Below are 25,935 nucleotides of genomic sequence, written 5' to 3'. Positions count from 1 at the left end.
CTGTGTGAGTCTTTAAGAATTATCCTTAATCCTAAAAAAAACAGAGATGAAGAATCAACCACTACTACTTTATAGTTATTATCCATTTTATCACCTGGTATCCAATAACATAAAATTTCTCATCAACATAATTTAAGGAAGGGGATTCTATTACTAAATATATAAACACAACTGAAACAAGAATCGATATATTTATATCTTAAAATCCTCTACATAAATCCCTAAAAATAGCTAATGCTGCTAAAATAACCGGATATTGGTCGATATTTTAAGCAAAATGAAATATTCGTGAATAGAGAGTGATGTATACAAAAGCAACTTAACCGAGGTTAGGGAACCAGGCCTGAGAGTACATCACTGAGTTATAGGTGCTCTACTGAGTTATAGGTGCTCTACTGAGTTGTCGGTGTATAAATAATTCGCAACCTCCCGCTATAACGCCCGGAAGCTTTACTGGCGAGATTAAACTCTGGCGTCACCAATTCTATCGGTGCCGGAACACATAATACCGAGTTCAATTGACCCGGTAACACCACTCGCCGCAATGGGCCTCGGTTGGTGCCAGTCCAGATAAGTTCACTGCCATTGGTCACGGACTGAGGGCGATTGGTCGTCGGGTTAATGATAGAAACGCTATAGTCCAACCGGTTGCGCTGATTGGTTTTATCCGCACCCGTGCGATACACCGAAAACATGCCCTGACCACGCCCGCTAGCCGGGCCGCCCTCATCCTGGAGCAGTAAACTAATACGATTACTGGCCCCATCATTGCCGTCATACAAGCACATATCCAGGGCTTTACTGCCTTTCATGGTGGAGGGCCTGGCAACGGAACCCGGTGTGGTTAACTGCAAACCTAAATCAACCTGCGGCGCACTGTTGCCAAATTGCGGCAGGTAAATTTGCTGATTACCATAGTCCGTCACCCGAAGTGTGATGGTCGCCCGCCAGTCAAACAATTTTGTATTGACCCACTGCATGAGCGCCATTCTTAACTCAGCTCTCCATACCCCTGCGGTAGGCAATTTAGCCATCTCACTGGCAGGGATATAAGCGGTAAAACTCGTTTCATTGGCGTCTCTAATTAATTGGGCGATATAAGGTCGTCTTTCTAGAGCAACCGTAGTTGGAGAGTGTGTCTTAAGAGTATAAATATTCAGTGAAATTTGTTTATTGGTGGTTGTTTCAGTAAAAATTAACGGTATTAGATAGGGAACCACCTCGACATTTTCGTCGTGCCAAACCGGTTCTGCCTGGCACTGGCCATATTGGGCATTGGCGTTCGACAGACACACTAAGGTATTTCGCGCCCATTTAGGCCCGTCCTCGGTATCGTAGCCCCCGCTTTCATTGGTCCAAATAGGTACCCGGCTCGGCACTGACATTTTATCAAAACCGATATTAATCACGGTGGTTCGCCCGGAAGGGTTCTGCCTGTCAGCATAGGCCGCGCTCATAGACCCGGCCAGTGTGACGAGCAGTAGCAATATGATATTTAGCACCGATTATCCTTATTCATTGTTCCGCTGATTACTTTGCCGCTGGGCGGTGGCGGGTAGCGGCATTGCCTGCCGTGTCAGCACTATTTTGGCCTGCTGCTGCAAGAGTTCGGGGATGCTGGCCAGCTCAACCGGCTGACACTGGCTCTGCCCCACATAACTCACCACGTCTTTGGTGTGCTGCACGGTGAAAGCACATTGGTACATCGCCGTATCGCGCATCAGATATAAGTGTTTGATCTGGCTGTCAGTTTCCAGTGTAAATGCCCCACCCCCCAGGGCAGACCATGCCCTGACATTGAGCGGCGTCGCCCTTTCTAACGGCGTGTTATTGTCGAGCATTAACCGGCCCAGATAGGTATAGCGCGACACGATATGCACTTGACGCACATACAATTGCCCGGGGGCCATAAACAGCGAATGCTGCCCGTTGCCCTTGGTTATCTCACTGCGCACGCCAAGCGTCGCTATCATTGAATCATTAACTGTCACCTGTGTTGCGGTGTAGGCAGGCACGGAAAATAACGCACGCCCTTGGCCTCTCACACTGGCGTGCCCTACTCCATCCACGGCGACATCAATATGGCTATCCTGACTCTGGTCTGGATTCTCAACCCTGACTCCGATTGCGGCGGCGGGTTGCCCCGAGCCCCATTGCCCCCAATACCCTCCTGATCGGGAGATAGCCAAAGCGGAACTGTAACTGCCACTGCTGCTCAATGAGCGATTTACCGAAGCGGCAGTGAGCCGCAAATCCGCATTACCATAACGACCACGGGTACGGCCATAGGCAGAACTATTCAGTGAATTAGCATCAGTGCCATTAAAGGTCACTCCCAGTTCTTGCTGATTTTCCTCATCAAAATACCAACTCTGACTCCCGGTATAGGACAACTGGCTGCCATTCGTTCGGCTCGATTGATAATTCATGCCCAATGAACTGGCACTTGAGGGTTTTACCCAAGAGAGTGAAAGTTGTGTAAAAGCACCCAGATCCCGCTTTTGCCCACCATCTTGTTGAGTCGCAAACACGTTGGTACTGGTATTGATATTAATGCCCTGTAAGTTAAACCCTCGGCTAACCCCGCCCTGCCAGCTTTGCGTCCGCGATCCGCTCTGAGTTGTGCGCACCGTTTGATAGGCCAGCCCCCCCTGTTCTTGCCCATGGTCGCTATAGCTATAACGCCCGTTATTGCGGTTAGCGATATACCCGAGGTTCAAGTACCAACTGCGTAGGGGCACACTGAATAACAGGCTACTGGTTTGGCTACAGCCACTGAATCCATATTGTCCTGACAGGTGACTATCACAATTAGGAGCCGCCTGAATAGCACGGTAAAGGCTCAGTGAAAATCCATTGTTGTAGGTGACTTGCTGGGTATTGCCACTTGAACCATCAGTTCCCTTTAAGTAACTGACTCTGGTGCTCATCACGCCATCAAAAAATTGGTTGTCAAACCCGTGTTCCCAGTCGATAACTGATTCCCAAAAACTGTTTTTGTCCGTCACGGCCAGCCCAGCGGTCAGATCAACAGCAGGAAGCAGTGCCAATTTGACGCCACTCTGATAAATGGACTTATTTTCATCTTGCTGACTATCCATTAATGAGGTTTCAGTATCAGTAATCTGCCCTCCCTGAAGAAACCACTGTGTCTGGCGATTGGCACTGGTGCCTGTCCGGGTAAAAGGTAGGATTTCAGAACGAGTGAGACGATTATCCTCATAAATTTGCAAGGTCACGCTGTAGCTACCATGAGGGAAATTACCGGTATCAAGCTGCTGTGCTCCGGCATCAAGATAAAAGGTCCCCAGAAGCTGTTGTCCACGAAAAGCATCCACCCGTGAGGGTCGCGTGATAAACAGGGTCAGCGGTGTTCCTTGCCCAGATTTAGCGTCATTAAGCCACGATAATGTTGAACCTATGCGCAAACCTTCAATATTACCCAGAGGCAGTTGATTAAAACTGATATTCCCGCCCGCCCGACTAAATATATGGCGCGAATCCATTCTACCGGCTTGAATATAGTGCTGTTTGCCCAGTTCCTGTCGAAGAAAGGCATTGTTAATATTAATCTGTTGATGACTTTGCTGGCGAGATTGCTGCGTAAGATAATCCCAATCCATATCCAGATAAGTGGTAGAAGTTATACCCAGCGCCCCTGAGCCTAGCAATGAGAGTGTCTGATAATCTTTATCCGCAACAAAATGAAGACTCTGCTGATGAATAAACGCATTATTCGTGTCGAGACTAGCCTGATGATAAGGTGAGTCAGCACTATCAGATTTCGGAATAACCTCTTTATTTAAAAAGAGATTAACCCGCGCGTTGTTTTCATCGTAAATAATGGCCAACGTTTGGGTCTCTAAATAATCACAGCCCGGTGCCGCGCCATTGCTACTGCACGCTTTATCTCCATTACGCGCTAAGGGCGAGCTAAGTTTTTGTATTAAAAGATCATGTAAATCTGACGAGTCGCTATAATCAGCTTCAATAGCCTGAGCAATTACGGCAGGTGCCAAAAATAGGACATTTTCAAAAGAAACTGTTGCTTCAAATAGCCCAAATGAACGGCCATAAAGCCTGACATCGACCCACTCATGCTGCCCAGTCGCAATTGATTCAAACCCGACTGGAGCCAGGTTTTTACCCATCACAGAGAAAGAGATAATACTGGCTGTGAATAGAATAATAGCAACGTCGATTTTCAAGGTCATATTCCCAACAACGCTCACTAAATAGGGGATGTCCATCCCCCAACACATAAAGGAATCGGTAAATTTACGGTGCCGTAGTCGCCTGGGTGATGAGAAGGTTGACCACACCACTGTAAGAGCCTGTTGCCAAAATCCCTTGTGTTGTTTGCGCAAACTTAAGTGGCAGAATATTAGAACCATTCGCTACGCCATTAGGGAATAAGCTGGCATAAGTGAAGGATGTTGCCGTGGTCGTTAAGGCTTTTTCATCTGCGCCGAGTGATACGGTTAACGGGACGGCCGTACCGGTAACGGCATTACGCATTTGAGCGGCATTAAGCAGAGAAACATTCACATTTGAAGTCGCACTATTACTCCAAATTTTGGTGCTAATGGTCGTCGGTGCCAGCCCACGTCCAGGAATATATTGCAGTTTAATTGTCCCCGGAAGTGCAGTTCCATCAGCATGTGTTATATCAATACTGGCATCAACATCGGCGGTAATCGTAATATCCCGTTGAACAGCTTGAGCATTAAATGTGAAGGCGACAGCTAACGACGCCAATAAAGGCGTAGCAAATTTCTGCAAGTTTTTCATATTAATCCCTTTAGTTATATTGAGTATTACCTAATTGGATAGGCAATATTTTTCACGACAGCAACACCAATTATTGTTATATATACTTTTCACTCGGAGTGGTTATTTACGAATAATATACTCAGCTGATTTTTTCTTTATCCAGTCCACATATCTTATTTTTATTTCTGTATTATTTCCTGTCAATTTCAACACGGAAAAATAAAAATTTTCCTCTGGATAGATATTCGCAGTATGATCTTCCCAACGACATTGTTGGGCCGCTGAACAAAAACCAATTTGCTTAATCACCACCCGCTGTGTCCCATTATTTGTCACCTGACCGGTTGCTGAATTCAACGACAGCGCTATCACCGGTATACGCGGTGGCACATGAACCAAAACCCCCCAAACCAAGTTGATACCGACCGTACTACCGACAGTATTTGGGTTACTATCCTCATTTTCTGCAGAGTTAACCCCTTCAAAATAGACGCGCCATACCGTCTCTTTTTCAGGCAATATCAATGAAATAAGGCGAATGACTCTTTGTGACCCCGCCGCCAGACCTAATTTTCCAGGTGTTACCACCAAGGAGTCCTGTAGCCCAGGTTGCGCCAGGACTTCATACTCATTCGAGGTCGCCGCGCGCAATATCTGTTTAGTCACTATTTTTATATATTGTGTTTCATTACTTTTAGATAACACCCGCACTTGAGCCGTTCCGTTACTGTCTAAACCTGACTCCATCGGGTAAACCACCATATTGGCCCAGCATAAGGTAGATATTGAAAACATACCGATACTGAGTAATAACTTGCTCACTAACAAGTAAATATTCTTCACCGCGATATAGACCTTTATAAAATGAAATTAATATAAGATAAATATTGATAGTTATATTTTTACAATAAAAGCAGTCAAATAACCCGTTGAATTGATTATCCTCGATCTTTTATGCTTGTAAATAATAAATAATAAGCAACATACACCAACTTATAGTCAAAAAAATAGCTTTATATTCTGAATAATTCGTTTGTTTAGGATTATTATTGTGACTATCATGTGTTATTCAATGTTTAGTGTTGTGAATTTAGCGAAATGCAGTGATTAAATCTTAATAGATTCACGACTAAACAGTATTAATTAAAGTGGATTCTCATATATAGAACAATTATTTCTTATCTTTACTCAAGACTATTCCCACAGAAATAAGTTTCAATTTGAATCTGTAAAAATAAGGGCCATATGAAAATATGAAAATTGCTCTCGGATAGGTTCGGATTTTTACCAGAAACAATCTTGCCCTATAGGAAAAAGGGGTATTTTTACGTTTCAAAAAGACATATATTTTCATGTAACTCTGATAGTTAGAAAGCACTCTGGCCTGTAAGAAATATTCCAGATGAACATTACGACTTTATAAGAAATCTTCCTCCCGAAATAACTCGATGGATAAAAATAAAGTTTTATCTTTTATTTATTGGATTAATTGGGCTATTCCTAAGTGTATTGCTATTACTTAAGATGATGATTGATATCACTTGGAAAGATCATTTTGAAGTGACTGACTCTCGGTCCCGTAAAACAAAAACCCCGCCGAAGCGGGGTTTTGTGGAATGAGTGGAGTTGACCGGTAAGCCGGGTTCTGTCGTGGACAGTCATTCCTCTAGGCCAGCAATCACTCACTGGCTCAAGCAGCCTACCCGGGTTCAGTACGGGCCGTACCATGTGAACCCCTATTTGGCCTTGCTCCGGGTGGAGTTTACCATGCCACGAACTGTTGCCAGCCGCGCGGTGCGCTCTTACCGCACCCTTTCACCCTTACCTGATCCCACTTGCGCGGGCCATCGGCGGTTTGCTCTCTGTTGCACTTGTCGTAGGCTTGCGCCTCCCAGGCGTTACCTGGCACCCTGCCCTATGGAGCCCGGACTTTCCTCCCCTTCACCTGTCTCCCCCGAAAGGGACGGCAGCGAAGCGGCGACTGTCTAGTCAACTCCGCGGCGGATTATAGTCACATTACTGTTGAATGTCATCTTCCGACTGCATTTGGCTGTCATCTTGCTGTTCAAGTGCGTGCTTATAAAGCGCATTCTTTTTCACGCCATGGATTTCTGCGGCCAAAGCGGCGGCTTTTTTCAGCGGTAACTCTTTTTGCAACAACGCCAGAGTACGCAAGGCGGCGGCAGGTAGAGCATCATCCGCCTGTACTTTATGGCCTTCGACAATCAAGACCATTTCACCACGGCGGCGGGTTTCCTCTTCCTGAACCCAAGCCAGTAACTCGCCAACAGGTGCGCCGTGGATAGACTCCCAAGTTTTGGTGAGTTCTCTGGCCAGTACCACATAGCGTTGTGGGCCAAGTACAGTTACCATGTCCTGTAAACTTTCTAACAAGCGATGGGTTGATTCGTAGAAGATTAGGGTTCGAGGTTCCTCAATCAGCGCTTGCAGAGTATCCTTACGTCCTTTGGTTTTCGCAGGCAGGAAGCCTTCGTAGCAAAAACGGTCTGAGGCAATACCGGCGGCAGAGAGGGCTGTAATCGCCGCACATGCGCCCGGTAATGGCACAACTCTGATGCCAGCTTCACGGCAACGGCGCACTAAATGGTAGCCCGGATCGTTAATAAGTGGCGTACCTGCATCTGAAACCAGTGCAATACTCTGGCCTGCTTGCAGTTTCGCCAATAAATGATCGGCTTTTTGTTGTTCGTTATGGTCATGAAGTGCAAATAGGCGGGCGTTGATCGCGAAATGTTGTAACAGCAACCCTGTATGACGTGTATCTTCTGCCGCAATCAAATCAACGCCTTTCAGTACCTCTAACGCCCGGTGGGTTATATCCCCTAAATTACCGATTGGGGTAGGTACCACATAAAGCGTAGATGCAGAAATCACTGCTCGATCGTGTTGATTCATTGTTTCATCCGAATTACCGATTTAATATTGAGCATCTTGAAAAAAACATCACTGGATACAGTATGCTTTCCTCAACATTCGTTCGTTCTAAAGCAGGGTTCGTCCCTGTTGTGCTGGCTGCTTTGATACTGGCAGCCTGTTCAGGCAGAGCACCACAGACGCCGCCCATCAATATACAGGACGAAGCAAGCGCTAACTCTGACTATTATCTGCAACAGTTGCAACAGAGCAGTGATGATAACAAGGCTGACTGGCAATTACTTGCCATTCGTGCCCAGTTACGCGAGGGGAAAGTCCCCCAAGCAGCAGAACAGCTTGGAACTTTGCCCGCTGACCTGAATGACATACAGCGCCAGGAACAGCAATTACTGACCGCAGAATTGCTGGTTGCGCAGAAAAATAATCCTGCTGCTGCGGATGTTTTGGGCAAGTTAGATGCCGGGAAGCTCTCAGCCAATCAACAAGTGCGCTTCTATCAAGCACAGATTGCCGCCAATCAGGGTAAAGCAACTTTGCCGCTGGTGCGCGCATTCATTGCTCAAGAGCCTCTGCTAACTGATAAAGCACATCAAGATAATATTGATGGCACCTGGCAAGCGCTGGCCCAGCTCACCCCACAAGAGTTGAATAACATTGTGATTAATGCGGACGAAAACGTCCTGCAAGGCTGGCTGGATTTGCTGCATGTGTATCAGGATAACAAGCAAGATCCTGACATGCTGAAAGCCGGTATTAAAGATTGGCAAAATCGTTATCCGCAAAATCCGGCAGCGAAAAACCTGCCTATGGCATTAACGCAAATCAGCAACTTCAGCCAGGCATCTACAGCGAAAATTGCCTTATTGCTGCCATTAAGTGGCCCAGCACAAGTCTTTGCCGATGCTATCCAGCAAGGTTTTGCTGCTGCACAGAATGGCTTGCCCGTTAACGCCCCTGCCCCAGCAGAGCCAGATGCAACCGCAGCAACCGCAAGTACGCCACCGGATGCCGCGGCGACACCGGTTACAGATGTGGCTGCGCCGATACCAGCGCCGGCACCTGTCGCCACCAGCAATGCACAAGTCAAAGTCTACGATACCACCACTCAGCCGATTGCCGCTTTGCTCGCACAAGCCCAGCAGGATGGCGCGACATTGGTGGTTGGCCCACTGCTGAAGCCCGAAGTTGAACAACTGAGCGCCACCCCCAGCACACTGAATATTCTGGCGCTGAATCAGCCGGAAGTCAGCACTAACAGCCCGAATATCTGTTATTTCGCCCTTTCTCCTGAAGATGAAGCCCGCGATGCCGCGCATCATTTGTGGAATCAGGAAAAAAGAATGCCGCTGTTGCTAACCCCGCGTGGTGCCTTGGGTGACCGCATCGCCAAGGCCTTTGCTGAAGAGTGGCAGAAGCAAGGGGGTCAGACGGTATTACAACAAAACTTCGGCTCGACTGTGGAGTTAAAACAAGCTATCAACAGTGGCGCGGGCATCCGCCTGACGGGGCAACCGGTCAGCGTTTCAAGCGCACCGGCTGCTGCACCAGCATCAGTCACTATTGCTGGCCTGACCATCCCTGCGCCGCCCGTCGATGCGCCGGTAGTTTCAACCGCCGTTGGTGGTAACATTGATGCGGTGTATATCATTGCGACACCGGCCGAGCTGACACTGATTAAACCAATGATTGATATGGCGACCAGCACCCGCAGCAAACCTGCGCTGTTTGCCAGCTCACGCAGCTATCAAGCAGGCGCAGGCCCTGATTACCGTCTGGAAATGGAAGGCATTCAGTTTAGTGATATCCCACTGATGGCCGGAGCAAACCCTGCCTTGATGCAACAAGCGGCAGCCAAATATGCCAACGACTATTCGCTGGTGCGTTTGTACGCCATGGGCATTGATGCATGGACATTATCGAATCATTTTGCTGAAATGCGCCAAATTCCTGGTTTCCAGGTCAGCGGCACCACCGGTGATTTAACGGCATCAGCCGATTGTGTTATCACCCGTAAACTACCTTGGCTACAATACCGCCAGGGTATGGTAGTCCCAGCGGCGTAACTCATTCAGGTGACAACAACAAGTACATGAACCCCGATGAGCTTACTCAAGTAAGTGATTCGGGTGAGTGAGTGTAGCTAACAACCCTGCAACTTCAAGGATAAAAAGTATTCCTAAAGTCATTGGAGATTGCAGGTAGGCAGCAAATGAATGAACCCCGATGAGCTTACTCAAGTAAGTGATTCGGGTGAGTGAGTGCAGCTAACAACCCTGCAACTTCAAGGATAAAAAGTATTCCTAAAGTCATTGGAGATTGCAGGTAGGCAGCAAATGAATGAACCCCGATGAGCTTACTCAAGTAAGTGATTCGGGTGAGTGAGTGTAGCTAACAACCCTGCAACTTCAAGGACGAAGGGAATGATGAGCCAAAGGAAAACTGGCACACACTACGAAAACCAAGCTCGCCGCCATCTTGAGCGGGCGGGTTTAGTGTTCGAGGCGGCTAATGTCACCTATCAAAGTGGTGAGATTGACCTTATCATGCGCGACGGAGCCACTTGGGTGTTTGTTGAAGTACGCTTTCGCCGCAATGCCCTATTTGGTGGCGCTGCCGCCAGTGTCACTTACCGCAAGCAACAGCGGCTACTCCGGGCCGCGGCCCTTTGGTTGGCACAACGAAACGCATGTTTTGCCACAACATTATGCCGTTTTGATGTTTTTGCCATCACGGGTAGTCAGTTAGAATGGCTGCCAAACGCCTTCAATGCGGATTGATGATTTTTCTCCGGTTTATGCCGGCTATTACATTATTAAGTGGGTCAAATCAACGTGCTGGATAGAATCAAAGGTTGTTTTACAGAAAGTATTCAAACCCAGATTGCCGCGGCTGAGGCTCTGCCTGATGCCATATCCCGTGCAGCAATGACGTTGGTTCAGTCACTGCTCAACGGCAATAAAATTCTCTGCTGCGGTAATGGGACTTCTGCGGCTAACGCACAACACTTTGCGGCTAGTATGATAAACCGTTTTGAAACAGAACGGCCTAGCCTGCCAGCTATTGCTTTAAATGCTGATAATGTGGTGCTGACAGCAATCGCCAATGACCGCTTGCATGATGAAGTCTATGCCAAACAAGTGCGCGCGCTGGGTCATGCTGGTGATGTTTTGCTCGCTATTTCCACTCGTGGCAATAGCCGTGATATTGTGAAAGCGGTCGAGGCCGCAGTCACCCGTGATATGACCATCGTCGCACTTACCGGTTATGATGGTGGTGAGCTGGCGGGGTTGTTAGGTCAGCAGGATGTTGAAATCCGCATACCATCGCACCGTAGCGCTCGGGTTCAAGAATTACACATGCTGACAGTGAATTGCTTGTGTGACTTAATTGATAACACTCTATTTCCTCATCAGGACGATTAAAGGAGCACGAATGAAGGTTGGTTATATTTTTGCCATGCTATTCAGCGCCCTGCTATTACAAGGTTGTATCGGTGCTGTGGTGGTTGGCAGTGCAGCCGTTGCAACTAAATCTGCCACAGACCCGCGCTCTGTCGGCACTCAGGTCGACGATGGCACACTTGAGGCCAGAGTCGTCAATGCACTGAGCAAAGATCAGCAGATCAAGAGCCAAACACGTTTTGTCGTGACCGCTTATCAAGGGAAGGTTTTGCTGACGGGACAATCGCCAACAGCTGAACTGTCTAGCCGGGCCAAGCAAATTGCGGCCGGTGTTGATGGCGCCACAGAAGTGTATAACGAGATGCGCCTGGGTAAACCGGTCGATCTAACTACCGCATCCATGGATACCTGGATAACCACCAAAGTTCGCTCACAATTACTGACCGCCGACTCGGTTAAATCCTCCAACGTGAAAGTCACCACGGAGAATGGCGAAGTGTTCCTTTTGGGTCTGGTGACTCAGCAAGAAGGGCAATCAGCTGCTCAGATAGCCAGTCAGGTGAGTGGCGTTAAGCATGTGACCACCGCGTTTACTATTGTGAAATAACTCAGTCGGTTAAAAAGATAATCCTATTATGGGCCGGGAGAAATCCAGGCCCATTTCTAGTTATCCAAAACATCAAACCATTAATCTAACTCATTTGCCTGTATGAATTCTTTGCCACCTAATTGCCGCATCTGGCGCAAAATCCACTGTTGGCGGGAAATAACATAACCTGATGGCGCATTCACTTTAAAACGCAGTGGATTGGGCAGAACTGCGGCTAATAGAGCGGCTTCTGACGCGCTCAATTTACTGGCCGGTTTATTGAAGAAATGGCGCGCAGCCGCTTCCACACCAAAAATACCCTCGCCAAATTCCGCGATATTCAGATAAACCGTCAGAATACGCCGCTTGGTCCACACCAACTCAATACCAGCGGTCAGGCCCACCTCCAGCCCTTTACGCACCCAGCTCCGTCCATCCCATAGGAACAGATTTTTGGCGGTTTGTTGCGATAAAGTGGACGCACCACGGATACGATTTTGATTGCGCTGATTGTGGGCTAATGCCGACTCAATCGCACCGACATCAAACCCCCAATGCTCAGGGAATTTTTGATCTTCCGCAGCCATCACCGCCAGCGCCATATAAGGCGAAATTTCATCCATCGGCACCCAATCAGAATGAGCAAGATATGAAAAATCGCCCGTCAGCCAGGCTCCGAACTGCCTTTCAATCATGACCATGGAAAACGGAACCGGCAGGAAAGCAAAAATCAAAATACCGGCCAACCACAGAGCAACAATGCCAATAATGCCCCGCTTGCCCCAATACCAAAGCCAATTTAATCCACGGCGGACTGAAATCATTCGGTTAAATCCAGTACCTTCGCCACCAGCTTATCAATTCCTTTTGCTGCTTCGGAAATTGATGCTGCCAACATGTAGGCCGGTGTTGTGACCACTTTATTCTCTGCATCGACCACTACATCATCCGCAGGGCAAATAACATGCAGCCCTCCCATAGTTTCAATTGCATCAATAGTATCGGGATCGTTACCAATGGTCAGGCGAACAGGTTTCCCCAGCAGCTTTGGCAACATCACAGGCGAAATACACATAAATCCAATTGGTTTACCGGCCTTATGAATTGATTGAGTAAGCTTATATAAATCCGGATCTATAGAACATTCAGAACCTTTAATGGCGAAATCACTGAGGTTCTTTGCGGCACCAAAGCCACCAGGAACAATAAGGGCATCCAAGTCCTCTGAATTGGCGACAGAAAGCGGCTTTATCAGGCTACGAGCAATGCGCGCAGACTCCACTAAAACATTCCGTTGCTCGGTAGATTCTTCACCAGTAAGATGATTAATAACATGGAGTTGTGGCTTATCTGGTGCGAAGAATAAAACACGAGCTCCAGCACGATCCAATGCTAATATAGTTAAGACAGACTCATGTATCTCAGCACCATCTAAAACACCACATCCACTCAGCACTACACCGACTGTTTTCATCACACCTCTCCTTTTCTCACGCTGTCAATTGCTTAACTCGTTCTAGTAACAAAGACCAATCTCTATCACATATTTTAATGAATCTTGTAACAAGAGCGCTTACATTTGCTATGTTATTGCTTGTATGATGTATGGACGAATCCTTACAACCTGCGAATCCACTCGAAATCGAAATTATTATGCCCTAAATAATTCGAGTTACAGGAAGGTGGTAACTGAGCGATTCCCAAGAGTCTACTTACTTTAAGGTCAACGACCAGTAAGTGACAGGGATGAACGAAAGAAGCCAACGCACTTGTCACTTGAAGTATGACGGGGATCGCAGGTTAACGATTTCCCTGGTGTTGGCGCAGTATTCGCGCACCCCGGCCTCGGTCGGGGTTATTTTTTTTCAGCGGTCGCTGCCCATTCACGTAACACCTGCACATCATTGCGCCATTCTGATTTTAATTCATCGACCCAATCTTGTACGTTATCCCACCATGCTGGCAGTGTCGGTGTCTGAATTTGCTGTGCAAGCTGCTGGATATGGCGTAACCCCACGGAGCCAGCCGCCCCTTTAATTTTATGCGCTTCTTCCGTAATACCCTGCTGATCCCGCGCGGTCATGTTTGAATCCAATACCGCCAAATACCCCGGCATCATTTGTTCAAACATTTCAAGGCTTTGATGGATTAATTGTGGGCCAACCAAATCGATGTATTGTTCCAGCATGGCAGTATCAAGTAACGATTCATGGGTTTGCATCACTTTAAGTTCCTGTTTTTTAGCGGCAGAGGAAGGCTTATGATCCCAGAACTGCTTAATCATGGCCGTGAGCGCGGGCACCGATAACGGCTTACTCAGCACATCATCCATCCCGGCATCTAAATATTCTTTTTTGTCTTTCAACACGTTAGCGGTCAAGGCCACTAATGGCGGTAAGGATTGCTGCCCATAATCAGCTCGAATTTGGCGGGCAATATCCAACCCACTCATATCCGGTAATTGAATATCCAGCAGCACTAAATCAAAATCATCCGGTTTGAACATCGCCAGCGCATCGCGGCCATTCATCGCCACCTCGACACTATTGCCCAGTTTCTCCAACACCGAGCGCGCGACAATAACATTCAGCTCGATATCCTCCACCAGCAAGATGTGGAGAGCCGGTAGCGGGAGATCCTCACCTGATGGCGTGCTGGACGTGGCCTGCACGGCTGGCGCTTTAATCGTCAGGGTAAAGCATGAACCGGCCCCTTGGGTACTTTTCACCGTGATATCACCGCCCATGCTTTGTGCCAGGCGTTTAGACACCGCCAGCCCAATGCCCGTTCCGGTTGCCGGACGGCCACCATTACTGTCTTTCACCTGATAATACATGGCGAAAATCTTATCTTGTTCATCCTCAGGAATGCCCATCCCTGAATCTTCTACTTCAAAAATCAAGCGGTCAGTGCCTTCCCGCCGCACCCGCACCACTATTTCGCCTTGCTGGGTAAACTTCACCGCGTTGCCAATCAAATTCCACAAAATCTGGCGTAAGCGGGTGCCATCGGTAATGATTTTCTCTGGCAATGGCAACTGCGGTTTCATAATGAACTTCAGCCCTTTCGGCTGCACCAACAGGCCAGAAAGGTTTTCTAAATCCGCCATAAACCCAGTAAAATCAATTGGTTGATTGTCCAGCTGAACTTTACGCCGCTCCAACTTATCCATCTCAATGATATCGTTGAAGATATTCCCGAGGGTAATGGCACTGACGTGAATGGTTTTCAGGTACTTTAATTGCTCGCTATCTAATTCAGTGTCTAACAAGATGCGGCTCAGGCCCACAATGCCATTAAGCGGCGTGCGCAGCTCGTGGCTGATAGTTGAGATGAAAGTCGTCTTATCCCTACTGGCGTTCTCTAGCGCGTCCTGGTAGCGCTTGCGCTCAGTTATATCGCGCCCAAAGCCCATTAACCCATGCCGCTTACCGACGCGGTCGTAAAACGGCACTTTACGCAATTCAAAGCAAGCTTTGCGGCCATCGGGATACACCAGCCACTGCTCATAGGTCAGCGAAACGTTGTGGCGGAAAACTTTCTCATCGGTTTCCATGACTTTCTCAGCAATATCCGGCGCATAAACCTCTTTAGGGGTCAGCCCGACCAATTGCTTCTCACTTTTGCCGGTCAGCAATTCCATCGCCCGATTGCAGCCGGAGAACTCATTATCTTCGTTACGGTAATAAACCAAATCCGGTGAAGCATCCAAAAAAGAGCGCAATAAGGCCGACTGCTGCCCTAACTCAACCTGCGCCTGTTCACGGTGGCCCATTTCTTCTTTCAGTTTGTCGACCACTTGCAGATGCGCTTTCTCTGCTTTTTCGCGCTCGACGATTTCCTGATTAAGTTGAGCAATATTCTCCGTCAGTTGTTTATTCAGCTCTAAATCGCGATAACGCATCACTTCGAGCTTATCCACCAACCGCGATAAACGCTGGCGCGACTCTTCCAATTGCTCAACCACCACTGACAGGAAATACACCGCCCATGGGGTTATTAGCAAACCAAAGAAAATGGAACGCACCAGATCGAGGGTCTCCACCGAGCCACTCAATACAAAGGTCACCGCCATCTGAACCACCATGGCCAGCAACACCAGCACAGATGCCAGTAGCAGTGAGAAGCGAACCAGCCCTAACTTAACCATTAAATCAACGTAGTACTGGGCTAATACCCTGATTTGCTTCATAGCAACCCCTGTCTGTGTTTATCTGATAGATCATACCGCAAAACGAGCAAGAGATAAGATGGCTTGCTTAGAAGTGTGCAAAAGATTGCAAATCACGGTGAGATTTTGGGAAACAAACTGATTATCTGCCAATAAACGGTAGGCATAGCCAAAATAGGGTGGGGGTCAAAACTTACGGCGTAGCGAGCTAAGCCAGACTGAGTGCGTACAGCGCGGAAAAACCGGAGCGTACACGCAGTACGTGAGGATTTTGAGCACTGCACAATCTCAGTATGGCGACGCGCAGTAGCCGGTCATAAAGCAGAGGCCTGCCCGCCATGGGCCAGCATATAATTATTCAACTCATTCATGCCAGTCCAGCGGTTCGCGCACCACAATGGTGCCAGCAGGGTTGGCCTGCGGGCACTGGCAGAAATCCGGTGGTAGACAATTTCGGCGGGGGTATGGCGAATCATTTCACCGGCGGTAAGCACATAATCTTCCAGTGCCAGTTCGGGCAAACGCCCCGCCCGCCAGGCTTTGGCCATGATACTGCCCTCCACAATATGCAGCGGGTGCAGTTTTATCCCATCAATGCCAGTCGCCACCACTTTCTCCAGAGTTTCCATGCATTGCGCCTGATTCTCACCGGGCAAGCCAACAATCAAATGACAGCACACTTTCAGCCCTCGGGCACGAGCACGGCGGGCGGTTTGCTGGTAACAAGCAAAATCATGGCCACGGTTAATACGTTTGAGGGTTTTATCATTCGCGGTTTGTAGCCCTAACTCCAGCCAAACCTCATAACCTTGCTGATGATAACGACTCAATAAATCCAACACCGCGTCCGGCACACAATCGGGCCGAGTACCGACACACAAACCCACAATGTCAGTTTCAGCCAAAGCTTGCTCATACATCGCCGCCAGCGCATTGACCTCTGCATAAGTACTGGTATAGGCCTGGAAGTAGGCCAGGTAGCGTTTTGCCCGATTGGCTTTTTTAGCTTGCTCCGCCAATTGCTGCGCGATGCCCTGCTGCTGCATTTGTTCGTCGGCAAATGAGGCCACATTGCAAAAAGTACAGCCGCCGCGCCCCAGAGTTCCATCACGATTAGGGCAGCTAAACCCGCCGTGTAGCGTGAGTTTATGAATTTTTTCACCATAGCGGCGCTGTAAATCCGCACCAAACATATTGACTAATCGCTGCAACTGCATAATCTTGGCACTGCCTGTCAAAAAAGAGCTTTAGGCTACCCGCTAGCGATGTCATTCGCGATGACAGAGATCAACTCCCAAGCCCTTGGGTGCAGCTGCGCATAACCATTCACTATAAACGCAAATAAAATCACTTGACCGATGATTAAATTTTCTTATTTCCACCAAGCCCTTAGCGCTTCTGTTACAATTCAATGAAAAATAGTTTTAAACACCAGAAAATATATTAAATCCAGTTTATCATTCTATAATCCCCACCAGCACTAGCATGGTGCAGCGATTTGTCGATTGCACTATAGTGAGACAGCTCACACTTTAGTAGCTACCCCATGGCGCATTGAGCAGGGTAAAAACACCAATAAATTTATATTTATCATTACGATAAACCCACTTATTACATTAACGATATATCTTAAGCCTATATTTGACCTGAGTATTCTTTCTCGCTAAGTTGGAAGTCCGCTGGAAGCTTTCTAGACGGGCAAACGTCTAGTCATAATTATGCAGTAATTTAAGACTCCCTCTTAAAACAAGTCTTATACCACTTGTGAGAACCGTCACAAGAGGCCATTGCCGGAGGGCGGAAAAGCAGATTTGTCGCAAAATACGCGGCTGTCAGCCCACCCCGTCTGATGCCAATATGTCCTTCTGGAGTCGGTTTGTGGGAGTCTCGCAGAGCCTGGGGAGGTTCACTGATATGTTGTACGATAAATCCCTTGAGAGGGACAACTGTGGTTTCGGCCTAATCGCCCACATAGAAGGCGAACCTAGCCATAAGGTCGTGCGTACCGCTATACACGCACTGGCCCGAATGCAACACCGTGGCGCGATCCTTGCTGATGGTAAGACCGGCGACGGTTGTGGTCTGCTATTACAAAAACCGGATCGTTTTTTCCGGATGGTCGCTGAAGAACGCGGATGGCGTTTGGCCAAAAACTATGCCGTCGGCATGATATTTCTCAGTCAGGACGAAGAACTCGCCAAGGCAAGCCGCCGCATTGTAGAAGAAGAATTGCAAAACGAAACGCTGTCGATTATCGGCTGGCGTGAAGTGCCGACCAACCCGGATGTTCTTGGTGAAATCGCTCTCTCCTCCCTGCCTCGGATTGAACAAATTTTTGTGAACGCCCCTGCTGGCTGGCGTCCACGTGATATGGAACGCCGCCTGTTTGTCGCGCGTCGCCGTATTGAGAAGCGCATTGCAAACGACAAAGACTTCTACGTTTGTAGTTTCTCTAACTTGGTCACGATCTACAAAGGCTTATGTATGCCTGCGGATCTGCCGCGTTTTTATCTGGATTTGGCTGACCTGCGCATGGAATCGGCTATCTGCCTGTTCCACCAGCGCTTCTCGACTAACACTGTGCCGCGCTGGCCACTGGCTCAGCCGTTCCGCTATCTGGCGCACAACGGCGAAATCAACACCATCGCCGGTAACCGCCAATGGGCGCGGGCGCGGGCTTACAAATTTAAAACGCCATTAATCCCTGATTTGCAGGATGCGGCCCCTTTCGTCAATGAGACCGGCTCGGACTCCAGTTCACTGGATAACATGCTGGAGCTGTTCCTCAGCGGCGGGATGGATTTGATCCGTGCTATGCGTCTGTTAGTGCCGCCGGCCTGGCAGAACAACCCGGATATGGATACCGACCTGCGCGCCTTCTTTGACTTCAACTCCATGCATATGGAGCCATGGGATGGCCCTGCCGGGATTGTGATGTCAGATGGCCGCTACGCCGCCTGTAACCTTGACCGTAATGGCCTACGCCCTGCGCGCTATGTCATCACCAAAGATAAACTCATCACCTGTGCCTCTGAAGTCGGTATCTGGGATTACCAGCCCGATGAAGTGATCGAAAAAGGCCGTGTCGGCCCCGGTGAACTGATGGTGATTGACACCCGCAGCGGTAAAATTTTGCATTCCGCCGAAACGGATAACGACCTGAAAAGCCGCCACCCTTATAAAGAGTGGATGGAAAAGAACGTTAAGCGCCTGGTGCCGTTTGAAGATCTGCCGGAAGATCAGGTGGGTAGCCGCCAGTTAGATGATTCGACACTGGAAACCTATCAGAAGCAGTTTGGTTACAGCAGCGAAGAACTGGACCAAGTCATCCGCGTATTGGGTGAAATTGGTCAGGAAGCCACCGGCTCAATGGGTGATGACACCCCGTTTGCCGTGCTTTCCAGCGGCCCGCGTATTATTTACGATTACTTCCGCCAGCAGTTTGCGCAGGTCACTAACCCGCCAATCGACCCGCTGCGTGAAGCGCATGTTATGTCACTGGCGACCAGTATTGGCCGTGAAATGAACGTCTTTTGCGAAGCCGAAGGTCAGGCGCACCGTCTGAGCTTTAAATCGCCTATTTTGCTGTTCTCCGATTTCCAGCAGTTAACCACCTTGGAAGGGGAACATTACCGCGCTGATCGGCTGGATCTGACCTTTAACCCGGCTGAAACGGATTTGGAACAAGCGGTGCTGGCCTTGTGCGAAGAGGCTGAGCGCAAAGTGCGTGATGGTGCCGTGATGTTGGTGCTGTCAGACCGTGCTATCGCCCCTGACCGCCTGCCAGTACCGGCCCCAATGGCGGTCGGCGCGATTCAGACTCGCTTAGTCGAAAAAAATCTGCGCTGCGACGCCAACATTATTGTTGAAACCGCCAGCGCCCGTGACCCGCACCACTTTGCAGTGCTGCTCGGTTTTGGTGCGACAGCGATTTACCCTTATTTAGCTTATGAATCATTGGCTAAATTAGTTGATAGCCAGGCGATTGATAAAAAGTATCGCGATGTGATGCTCAACTATCGCAACGGCATCAATAAAGGGCTGTACAAAATCATGTCCAAAATGGGCATTTCAACCGTCGCCTCTTACCGCTGCGCCAAACTGTTTGAAGCCGTTGGCTTGCACCGCGACCTGTCCGACCTCTGCTTCCAGGGTGTGGTTAGCCGCATTGGCGGGGCCAGTTTCAGTGATTTCCAACAGGATTTACAGAATCTGTCCAAACGCGCCTGGCTGAAACGCAAACCGCTGGATCAAGGCGGATTACTGAAATTCGTCCATAACGGCGAATACCATGCGTATAACCCGGATGTGGTCAGCACCTTACAAACCGCAGTTCACAGCGGCGAATACAGTGATTATCAGATTTATGCCAAGCTGGTGAATGAGCGCCCAATCGCCACGCTGCGCGATCTGTTGGCCATCAAACCGCAAGGCACGCCAATTCCTGTCGATCAGGTTGAACCGGCTGAATCTCTGTTTAAGCGCTTTGATACTGCCGCCATGTCCATCGGCGCACTCAGCCCGGAAGCCCATGAATCACTCGCCATCGCCATGAACAGCCTCGGCGGGTTCTCTAACTCCGGTGAGGGCGGTGAAGACCCCGCGCGTTACGGCACTAATAAAGTGTCCCGTATCAAGCAGGTGGCTTCTGGCCGTTTCGGTGTCACACCGGCGTATTTGGTGAATGCCGATGTTATCCAGATCAAAGTGGCGCAAGGAGCAAAACCGGGCGAAGGCGGCCAATTACCGGGTGATAAAGTCACGCCGTATATCGCTAAACTTCGCTACTCGGTGCCGGGTGTGACCTTAATTTCCCCACCGCCGCACCATGATATTTACTCAATCGAAGACTTGGCGCAGCTGATTTTCGATTTGAAACAGGTCAATCCGAAAGCCCTGATTTCAGTGAAACTGGTTTCTGAGCCGGGTGTCGGCACCATTGCCACCGGTGTGGCGAAAGCTTATGCCGATTTGATTACTATCGCCGGTTACGACGGCGGTACCGGTGCCAGCCCACTGTCTTCGGTGAAATATGCTGGCTGTCCGTGGGAACTGGGGCTGGTGGAGACTCAGCAAGCACTAGTTGCCAATGGTCTGCGCCATAAAATCCGTCTGCAAGTGGATGGCGGCCTAAAAACCGGTGTCGACATTGTTAAAGCAGCGATTTTGGGTGCGGAAAGCTTCGGCTTCGGTACTGGCCCTATGGTAGCGCTGGGTTGTAAATACTTACGCATTTGCCACCTGAATAACTGTGCGACTGGCGTTGCCACCCAAGATGAGAAATTGCGTCGTGACCATTATCACGGCCTACCTGAGCGTGTGGTGAACTACTTCCAGTTTATCGCCCGTGAAACCCGTGAAATCATGGCAGAGCTGGGTGTCAGCCAACTGGTTGATTTAATTGGCCGTACTGACATGCTGCTGGAACTTGATGGCATCTCCGCCAAACAGAACAAGCTGGATTTGTCGCCAATGCTGAAAACAGCTACGCCACATCCGGGTAAAGCACTGTATTGCACCGAAAGTAACCCTCCGTTTGATAAAGGCTTATTGAACAAAGAGTTGCTGGCACAAGCTGAACCGCACATTGAAGCTAAACACAGCAAGACGTTTTACTTTGATATCCGCAACACCGACCGCTCGGTGGGCGCGGCATTGTCCGGCGCGATTGCCACCAAACATGGCGACCAAGGCCTGGCAACTGACCCTATCAAAGCTTACTTCTCCGGTACTGCCGGTCAGAGCTTCGGGGTGTGGAATGCCGGTGGCGTCGAGCTGACCCTGACGGGCGATGCCAACGATTATGTCGGTAAAGGCATGGCCGGTGGCCGCATCGCAGTGCGCCCTCCGGTGGGTTCCAACTTCCGCAGCCATGAAGCCAGCATTGTCGGCAATACCTGTCTGTATGGTGCCACGGGCGGCAAATTGTTCGCCGCAGGCCGAGCCGGTGAGCGTTTTGCCGTGCGTAACTCCGGTGCGATTACCGTAGTTGAAGGTATCGGTGATAACGGTTGTGAATATATGACCGGCGGGATTGTCTGCGTACTGGGCCGTACCGGGATTAACTTCGGGGCCGGTATGACCGGTGGTTTCGCTTATGTCCTTGATGAAGATGGTGAATTCCGTAAACGTGTTAACCCTGAGCTGGTCGAAGTTCTCGATGTCGACCAACTGGCAATCCATGAAGAGCATCTGCGCGGCCTGATTACTGAACATGTTCAGTTGACAGGTTCTAGCCGTGGTGAAGAGATTCTGGCTAACTGGCCGGAATGGGTGACCAAGTTTGCTTTGGTTAAACCGAAATCCAGCGATGTGAAAGCACTGTTGGGCCACCGTAGCCGAACCGCCGCTGAGTTGCGGGTTCAAGCGCAGTAAGGGGTTGAAATGAGTCAGAATATTTATCAGTTTATCGACCTACAGCGCGTAGATCCGCCGAAAAAGCCGCTGAAGATCCGCAAAATTGAGTTTGTTGAGATTTACGAGCCATTCTCGGAAACACAGGCGAAAGCACAGGCAGACCGCTGTTTGTCTTGCGGTAACCCCTATTGTGAATGGAAATGCCCGGTTCATAACTACATCCCTAACTGGCTGAAACTGGCCAATGAGGGGCGGATTATGGAAGCGGCGGACTTGGCTCACCAGACCAACAGCTTACCGGAAGTCTGTGGCCGTGTGTGCCCGCAAGACCGCTTGTGTGAAGGGTCTTGTACTCTGAATGACGAGTTTGGCGCGGTCACTATCGGCAACATCGAGCGCTATATCAGTGATAAAGCCATTGAGATGGGCTGGAAGCCGGATATGTCCCATGTTCACCCCACCGGTAAACGTGTGGCGGTGATTGGCGCTGGCCCTGCTGGGTTAGCCTGTGCTGACGTCCTCGCGCGTAATGGCGTTCAGGCGGTGGTGTTTGATCGCCACCCAGAGATTGGCGGCTTGCTCACCTTTGGTATTCCGGCCTTTAAGCTGGAAAAAGAAGTGATGATAAAGCGCCGCAAAATCTTCTCCGAGATGGGCATTGAATTCCAACTGAATACTGAAGTTGGCAAAGACATCGCCATGGATGCGCTGCTGCAAGAATATGACGCGGTGTTCCTCGGTGTGGGCACTTACCAATCAATGCGCGGCGGCTTGGAAAACGAAGATGCATCCGGCGTGTATGATGCGCTGCCATTCCTGATCGCCAATACTAAGCAGTTGATGGGCTATGAAGCTGCACCTCACGAACCTTACATCAATATGCAAGGTAAACGCGTGGTGGTGCTGGGTGGCGGTGATACCGCGATGGACTGCGTGCGTTCCTCCATTCGCCAAGGGGCTACCGACGTGGTTTGCGCCTATCGCCGCGATGAAGCCAACATGCCGGGTTCCAAACGGGAAGTGAAAAATGCCCGCGAGGAAGGGGTCGAATTTAAATTTAACCTGCAACCATTGAGCATTGAAGTGAACAGCAATGGCAAAGTTTGCGGTGTGAAGATGGTTCGAACCCAACTGGGCGCGCCAGATGCACAAGGCCGTAGTGTGGCTGAGCAGATCCCAGGTTCAGAACATATTCTGCCCGCAGATGCCGTGGTGATGGCGTTTGGCTTCCGTCCACACAGCATGGAATGGTTGGCTGCTCACGATGTGGCATTGGATAAACAGGGCCGTGTGGTAGCACCCGAGCGCACAGATAACGCCTTCCAGACCAGTAACCCAAAAATCTTTGCCGGTGGCGATATTGTCCGTGGCTCTGATTTGGTGGTAACTGCCATTGCTGAAGGCCGTAAAGCGGCTGAAGGTATCATGAATTATCTGGAAGTTTGATAGTTAGTATCATACCCAAGAAGTAGAGGGCTGGTTATCCAGCCCTTTTTATTGCTATTTTCTACTGCATATCCCCACTTACTCAAGATTTTGTAACAATCTCAGCAGCCTTATTTGCAGCATTTTATGCCTAAAGCGCTATAGTAAAGGCCGAGTTCATATTGATTAATACTTTATGAGCCAATTTCACTGGTCTGCATATGTTGTTACGCCTTGTTTTAAAGAAAGGATCATCTGTTATGAAATCTCACTTACTTTTCATTGCTGGCGGCTTGCTGGCTATTAGTGGCAGTACATTAGCGATGTCACTTAATTATCAAGAAGTTGGCTACAATATTGAGGCGCGAGGCGCTCGCGCAGTGGTGGCTGAATTAGCAAAAGCGGGGCAATTACCTGCTGTAGAGAATAATATCAAACTGGGTGATGATAACTGGATTGCCATGGCTCCTAAATTAGCAGATGCCGGCAATGCAAGTTTCACTGCGGGGGTGAAATCTGCCCTATCTTCCGCGCTAATTTACAACCCAGCCGCGGTACTCAAAGCAGTAAGCAACAGTAAAACACTCACTTTGTCAGAGATTTGTACTGCGCCAGCCGATGCTAAAGATAGCGCGGCGAAAGCCAGTTTCCAGCAACGCGCGACTCACACCCTGTCAACCATCAGAAATAGTGACATGATGAGCCAGCGTGATAGCTGCCTGGCCGAGCTGAAAAAGTTATCTTAATTTTGGCTATGACCAATATAATTGGCAGAAATAATCAGGGCGGCCAAAGCCGCCCTGATTATACATTTGCTCGAGAAATAAAAAGACTACTTAACAACCCGCAATGCTGGGCGACCACCGCTGCGTGGCGGTTGCGGCGGCTCATCATCCGGTGAGTTACTCTCGCTGTGAGGCGCTTGAGTATCATCCGTTACCAACATCAAGTTTTCCGTCGGCGCAGCCTCGTTATCTTCTTCTTCCATGCCGACAAAATTGCCATCAGCATCAGAATCGTAAGCTTCTTCAGGTTCAAACATAGTGCCGGAACCATTTTCACGCGCATAGATTGCCATCACCGCCCCCATAGGGACAGTCACTTCGCGGGGAATACCACCAAAACGGGCATTGAAACTCACTTCCTCATTACCCAATTCCAGATTCCCTACTGCACGCGGCGCCACATTCAATACAATTTGCCCATCACGGGCAAACTCCATTGGCACCGAAACACCCGGCCGGGTAACATCCACGACCAAATGTGGAGTCAGTTGATTATCAATCAACCACTCATAGAATGCGCGCAACAAGTAAGGACGGCGCGGAGTCATACCAGACGTCGCCATAAAATTAACCCCGGGTTTGCAGGCGCATTTCACGTTCAGCTTCAGTCAAAGAAGCCAGGAATGCATCACGCTCAAACACACGTGTCATATAGCCTTTCAGCTCTTTAGAACCCGCGCCAGTAAATTCAATACCTAATTCTGGTAAACGCCACAGCAGAGGAGCCAGATAACAATCGACCAGGCTGAACTCTTCGCTCATAAAGAAAGGCATTTCATTAAACACTGGCGCAATCGTCAGCAGTTCTTCACGTAATTGCTTACGAGCCGCATCTGCTTCTTGCGCATTGCCTTTCTGAATTTTCGCCAGTAGTGAATACCAATCCTGCTCAATGCGGTTCATCATCAAACGGCTGCTACCACGTGCTACAGGGTAGACCGGCATCAATGGCGGGTGAGGAAAACGCTCATCCAAATACTCCATGATGATGCGGGATTCATACAGCGTCAGCTCGCGATCAACCAAGGTAGGGACGGTCTGGTAGGGATTGAGGTCAATCAGATCCTGCGGCAGATTATCAGCTTCAACCTGCTCAATCTCAACACTGACACCTTTCTCCGCCAGTACGATGCGTACTTGATGGCTAAAAATGTCGGTCGGGCCGGAAAACAGCGTCATTACCGAACGTTTGTTGGCAGCGACAGCCATGAAAACCTCCAAGATTATCTAGAAAACAATGCGAATAGCCCACGGTGACGTTGCTATCCTGAGTCGTTTTACCGCCGGTTCGCAATCAAGGTCGTTGCTGCCGTAAATAAGCCTTGGTCGAGAAAATAATTCAGCCAGGGAGATACACGGACGCCAACAGTTCGCCGAACAGGCACAAAAGTGAGTGATAGTTTACCAGATTTTGCATGTTTTGTGGGGATGGTGCTGCGATTTCATAAAGAATTGTTTATCTGACAACGGTTTAGCGGCAAAAATATAATGAATAAAATAGCGGAAGGGGATTTTTAGCGATTTATCTTGCTTCAAACA

Annotated in this window: 18 protein-coding genes and 1 other RNA gene; 7 read left to right on the top strand and 12 right to left on the bottom strand. The window is 49.1% G+C overall.

Annotation, left to right across the window (positions count from 1 at the left end):
- Positions 1-392 precede the first annotated feature (392 nt).
- The 6 genes from FTA91_RS16265 to rsmI all read right to left on the bottom strand — a co-directional run bounded on the left by FTA91_RS16265 (position 393) and on the right by rsmI (position 7,689).
- Positions 393-1,502 (bottom strand): CfaE/CblD family pilus tip adhesin, encoded by a 1,110-nt coding sequence (locus FTA91_RS16265; protein ID WP_145583606.1) that lies wholly within the window; start codon positions 1,500-1,502, stop codon positions 393-395.
- Positions 1,503-1,511: 9 nt separating this feature from the next.
- Complete coding sequence (locus FTA91_RS16260; protein ID WP_186377376.1) at positions 1,512-4,250, bottom strand: TcfC E-set like domain-containing protein; 2,739 nt, start codon at positions 4,248-4,250, stop codon at positions 1,512-1,514.
- A gap of 28 nt (positions 4,251-4,278) precedes the next feature.
- Positions 4,279-4,791, bottom strand: a complete 513-nt coding sequence (locus tag FTA91_RS16255; RefSeq protein ID WP_319802874.1) for a CS1 type fimbrial major subunit — start codon at positions 4,789-4,791, stop codon at positions 4,279-4,281.
- A 102-nt stretch (positions 4,792-4,893) separates the two neighbouring features.
- The gene (locus FTA91_RS16250) at positions 4,894-5,616 is read right to left on the bottom strand and encodes a fimbrial protein (protein ID WP_145534682.1); all 723 of its coding nucleotides are present in this window, start codon (positions 5,614-5,616) and stop codon (positions 4,894-4,896) included.
- A gap of 775 nt (positions 5,617-6,391) precedes the next feature.
- Positions 6,392-6,770: RNase P RNA component class A (rnpB, locus tag FTA91_RS16245), an RNA gene on the bottom strand.
- 19 nt (positions 6,771-6,789) lie between these two features.
- Positions 6,790-7,689 carry a 16S rRNA (cytidine(1402)-2'-O)-methyltransferase gene (gene rsmI, locus FTA91_RS16240; protein ID WP_050112219.1) on the bottom strand — a complete coding sequence of 300 codons (900 nt, stop codon included), beginning with the start codon at positions 7,687-7,689 and terminating at the stop codon, positions 6,790-6,792.
- Between the two features lie 62 nt (positions 7,690-7,751).
- On the opposite strand from rsmI, the gene FTA91_RS16235 reads away from it, so the two are divergent.
- From FTA91_RS16235 to dolP, 4 genes are all read left to right on the top strand, one after another.
- Positions 7,752-9,731 carry a penicillin-binding protein activator gene (locus tag FTA91_RS16235; protein ID WP_050112218.1) on the top strand — a complete coding sequence of 660 codons (1,980 nt, stop codon included), beginning with the start codon at positions 7,752-7,754 and terminating at the stop codon, positions 9,729-9,731.
- A 360-nt stretch (positions 9,732-10,091) separates the two neighbouring features.
- On the top strand, positions 10,092-10,445 hold the full coding sequence (locus FTA91_RS16230; protein WP_050112470.1) for a YraN family protein: 354 nt from the start codon (positions 10,092-10,094) through the stop codon (positions 10,443-10,445).
- A gap of 54 nt (positions 10,446-10,499) precedes the next feature.
- The gene (gene diaA, locus FTA91_RS16225) at positions 10,500-11,090 is read left to right on the top strand and encodes a DnaA initiator-associating protein DiaA (RefSeq protein ID WP_004710884.1); all 591 of its coding nucleotides are present in this window, start codon (positions 10,500-10,502) and stop codon (positions 11,088-11,090) included.
- A 10-nt stretch (positions 11,091-11,100) separates the two neighbouring features.
- Positions 11,101-11,676 carry a division/outer membrane stress-associated lipid-binding lipoprotein gene (gene dolP, locus FTA91_RS16220; RefSeq protein WP_050112217.1) on the top strand — a complete coding sequence of 192 codons (576 nt, stop codon included), beginning with the start codon at positions 11,101-11,103 and terminating at the stop codon, positions 11,674-11,676.
- Between the two features lie 80 nt (positions 11,677-11,756).
- On the opposite strand, the gene mtgA is transcribed toward dolP, so the two are convergent.
- From mtgA to mnmL, 4 genes are all read right to left on the bottom strand, one after another.
- Positions 11,757-12,482 carry a monofunctional biosynthetic peptidoglycan transglycosylase gene (gene mtgA, locus FTA91_RS16215; protein WP_145534114.1) on the bottom strand — a complete coding sequence of 242 codons (726 nt, stop codon included), beginning with the start codon at positions 12,480-12,482 and terminating at the stop codon, positions 11,757-11,759.
- Positions 12,479-13,132, bottom strand: coding sequence for an isoprenoid biosynthesis glyoxalase ElbB (elbB, locus tag FTA91_RS16210; protein ID WP_145534117.1), 654 nt, complete (start codon positions 13,130-13,132; stop codon positions 12,479-12,481). The genes mtgA and elbB overlap by 4 nt, the downstream gene beginning before the upstream one ends.
- Before the next feature lie 381 nt (positions 13,133-13,513).
- Positions 13,514-15,850, bottom strand: a complete 2,337-nt coding sequence (arcB, locus tag FTA91_RS16205) for an aerobic respiration two-component sensor histidine kinase ArcB (RefSeq protein WP_145534120.1) — start codon at positions 15,848-15,850, stop codon at positions 13,514-13,516.
- Positions 15,851-16,143: 293 nt separating this feature from the next.
- Positions 16,144-17,046 (bottom strand): tRNA modification radical SAM protein MnmL/YtqA, encoded by a 903-nt coding sequence (gene mnmL / locus FTA91_RS16200; RefSeq protein WP_145534123.1) that lies wholly within the window; start codon positions 17,044-17,046, stop codon positions 16,144-16,146.
- Between the two features lie 697 nt (positions 17,047-17,743).
- Between mnmL and gltB the strand changes: the two genes are divergently transcribed.
- From gltB to FTA91_RS16185, 3 genes are all read left to right on the top strand, one after another.
- On the top strand, positions 17,744-22,204 hold the full coding sequence (gene gltB, locus FTA91_RS16195; RefSeq protein ID WP_050112212.1) for a glutamate synthase large subunit: 4,461 nt from the start codon (positions 17,744-17,746) through the stop codon (positions 22,202-22,204).
- Between the two features lie 9 nt (positions 22,205-22,213).
- Positions 22,214-23,632 (top strand): glutamate synthase small subunit, encoded by a 1,419-nt coding sequence (locus FTA91_RS16190; RefSeq protein ID WP_050112211.1) that lies wholly within the window; start codon positions 22,214-22,216, stop codon positions 23,630-23,632.
- 239 nt (positions 23,633-23,871) lie between these two features.
- A complete protein-coding gene (locus FTA91_RS16185) occupies positions 23,872-24,357 on the top strand; it encodes a hypothetical protein (protein WP_145534126.1) in 486 nt (161 codons plus the stop codon).
- Between the two features lie 86 nt (positions 24,358-24,443).
- Here the strand turns inward: FTA91_RS16185 and sspB are convergent, their stop codons facing one another.
- Positions 24,444-24,959, bottom strand: a complete 516-nt coding sequence (gene sspB, locus FTA91_RS16180; RefSeq protein WP_050112209.1) for a ClpXP protease specificity-enhancing factor — start codon at positions 24,957-24,959, stop codon at positions 24,444-24,446.
- 4 nt (positions 24,960-24,963) lie between these two features.
- Positions 24,964-25,605, bottom strand: a complete 642-nt coding sequence (sspA, locus tag FTA91_RS16175; protein ID WP_004392010.1) for a stringent starvation protein SspA — start codon at positions 25,603-25,605, stop codon at positions 24,964-24,966.
- Between the last annotated feature and the right edge of the window lie 330 nt (positions 25,606-25,935).

It is taken from the genome of Yersinia thracica, assembly GCF_902170565.1.
In the GTDB taxonomy this organism is placed as follows: domain Bacteria; phylum Pseudomonadota; class Gammaproteobacteria; order Enterobacterales; family Enterobacteriaceae; genus Yersinia; species Yersinia thracica.
This window is presented reverse-complemented; position numbering and strand designations above follow the sequence as displayed.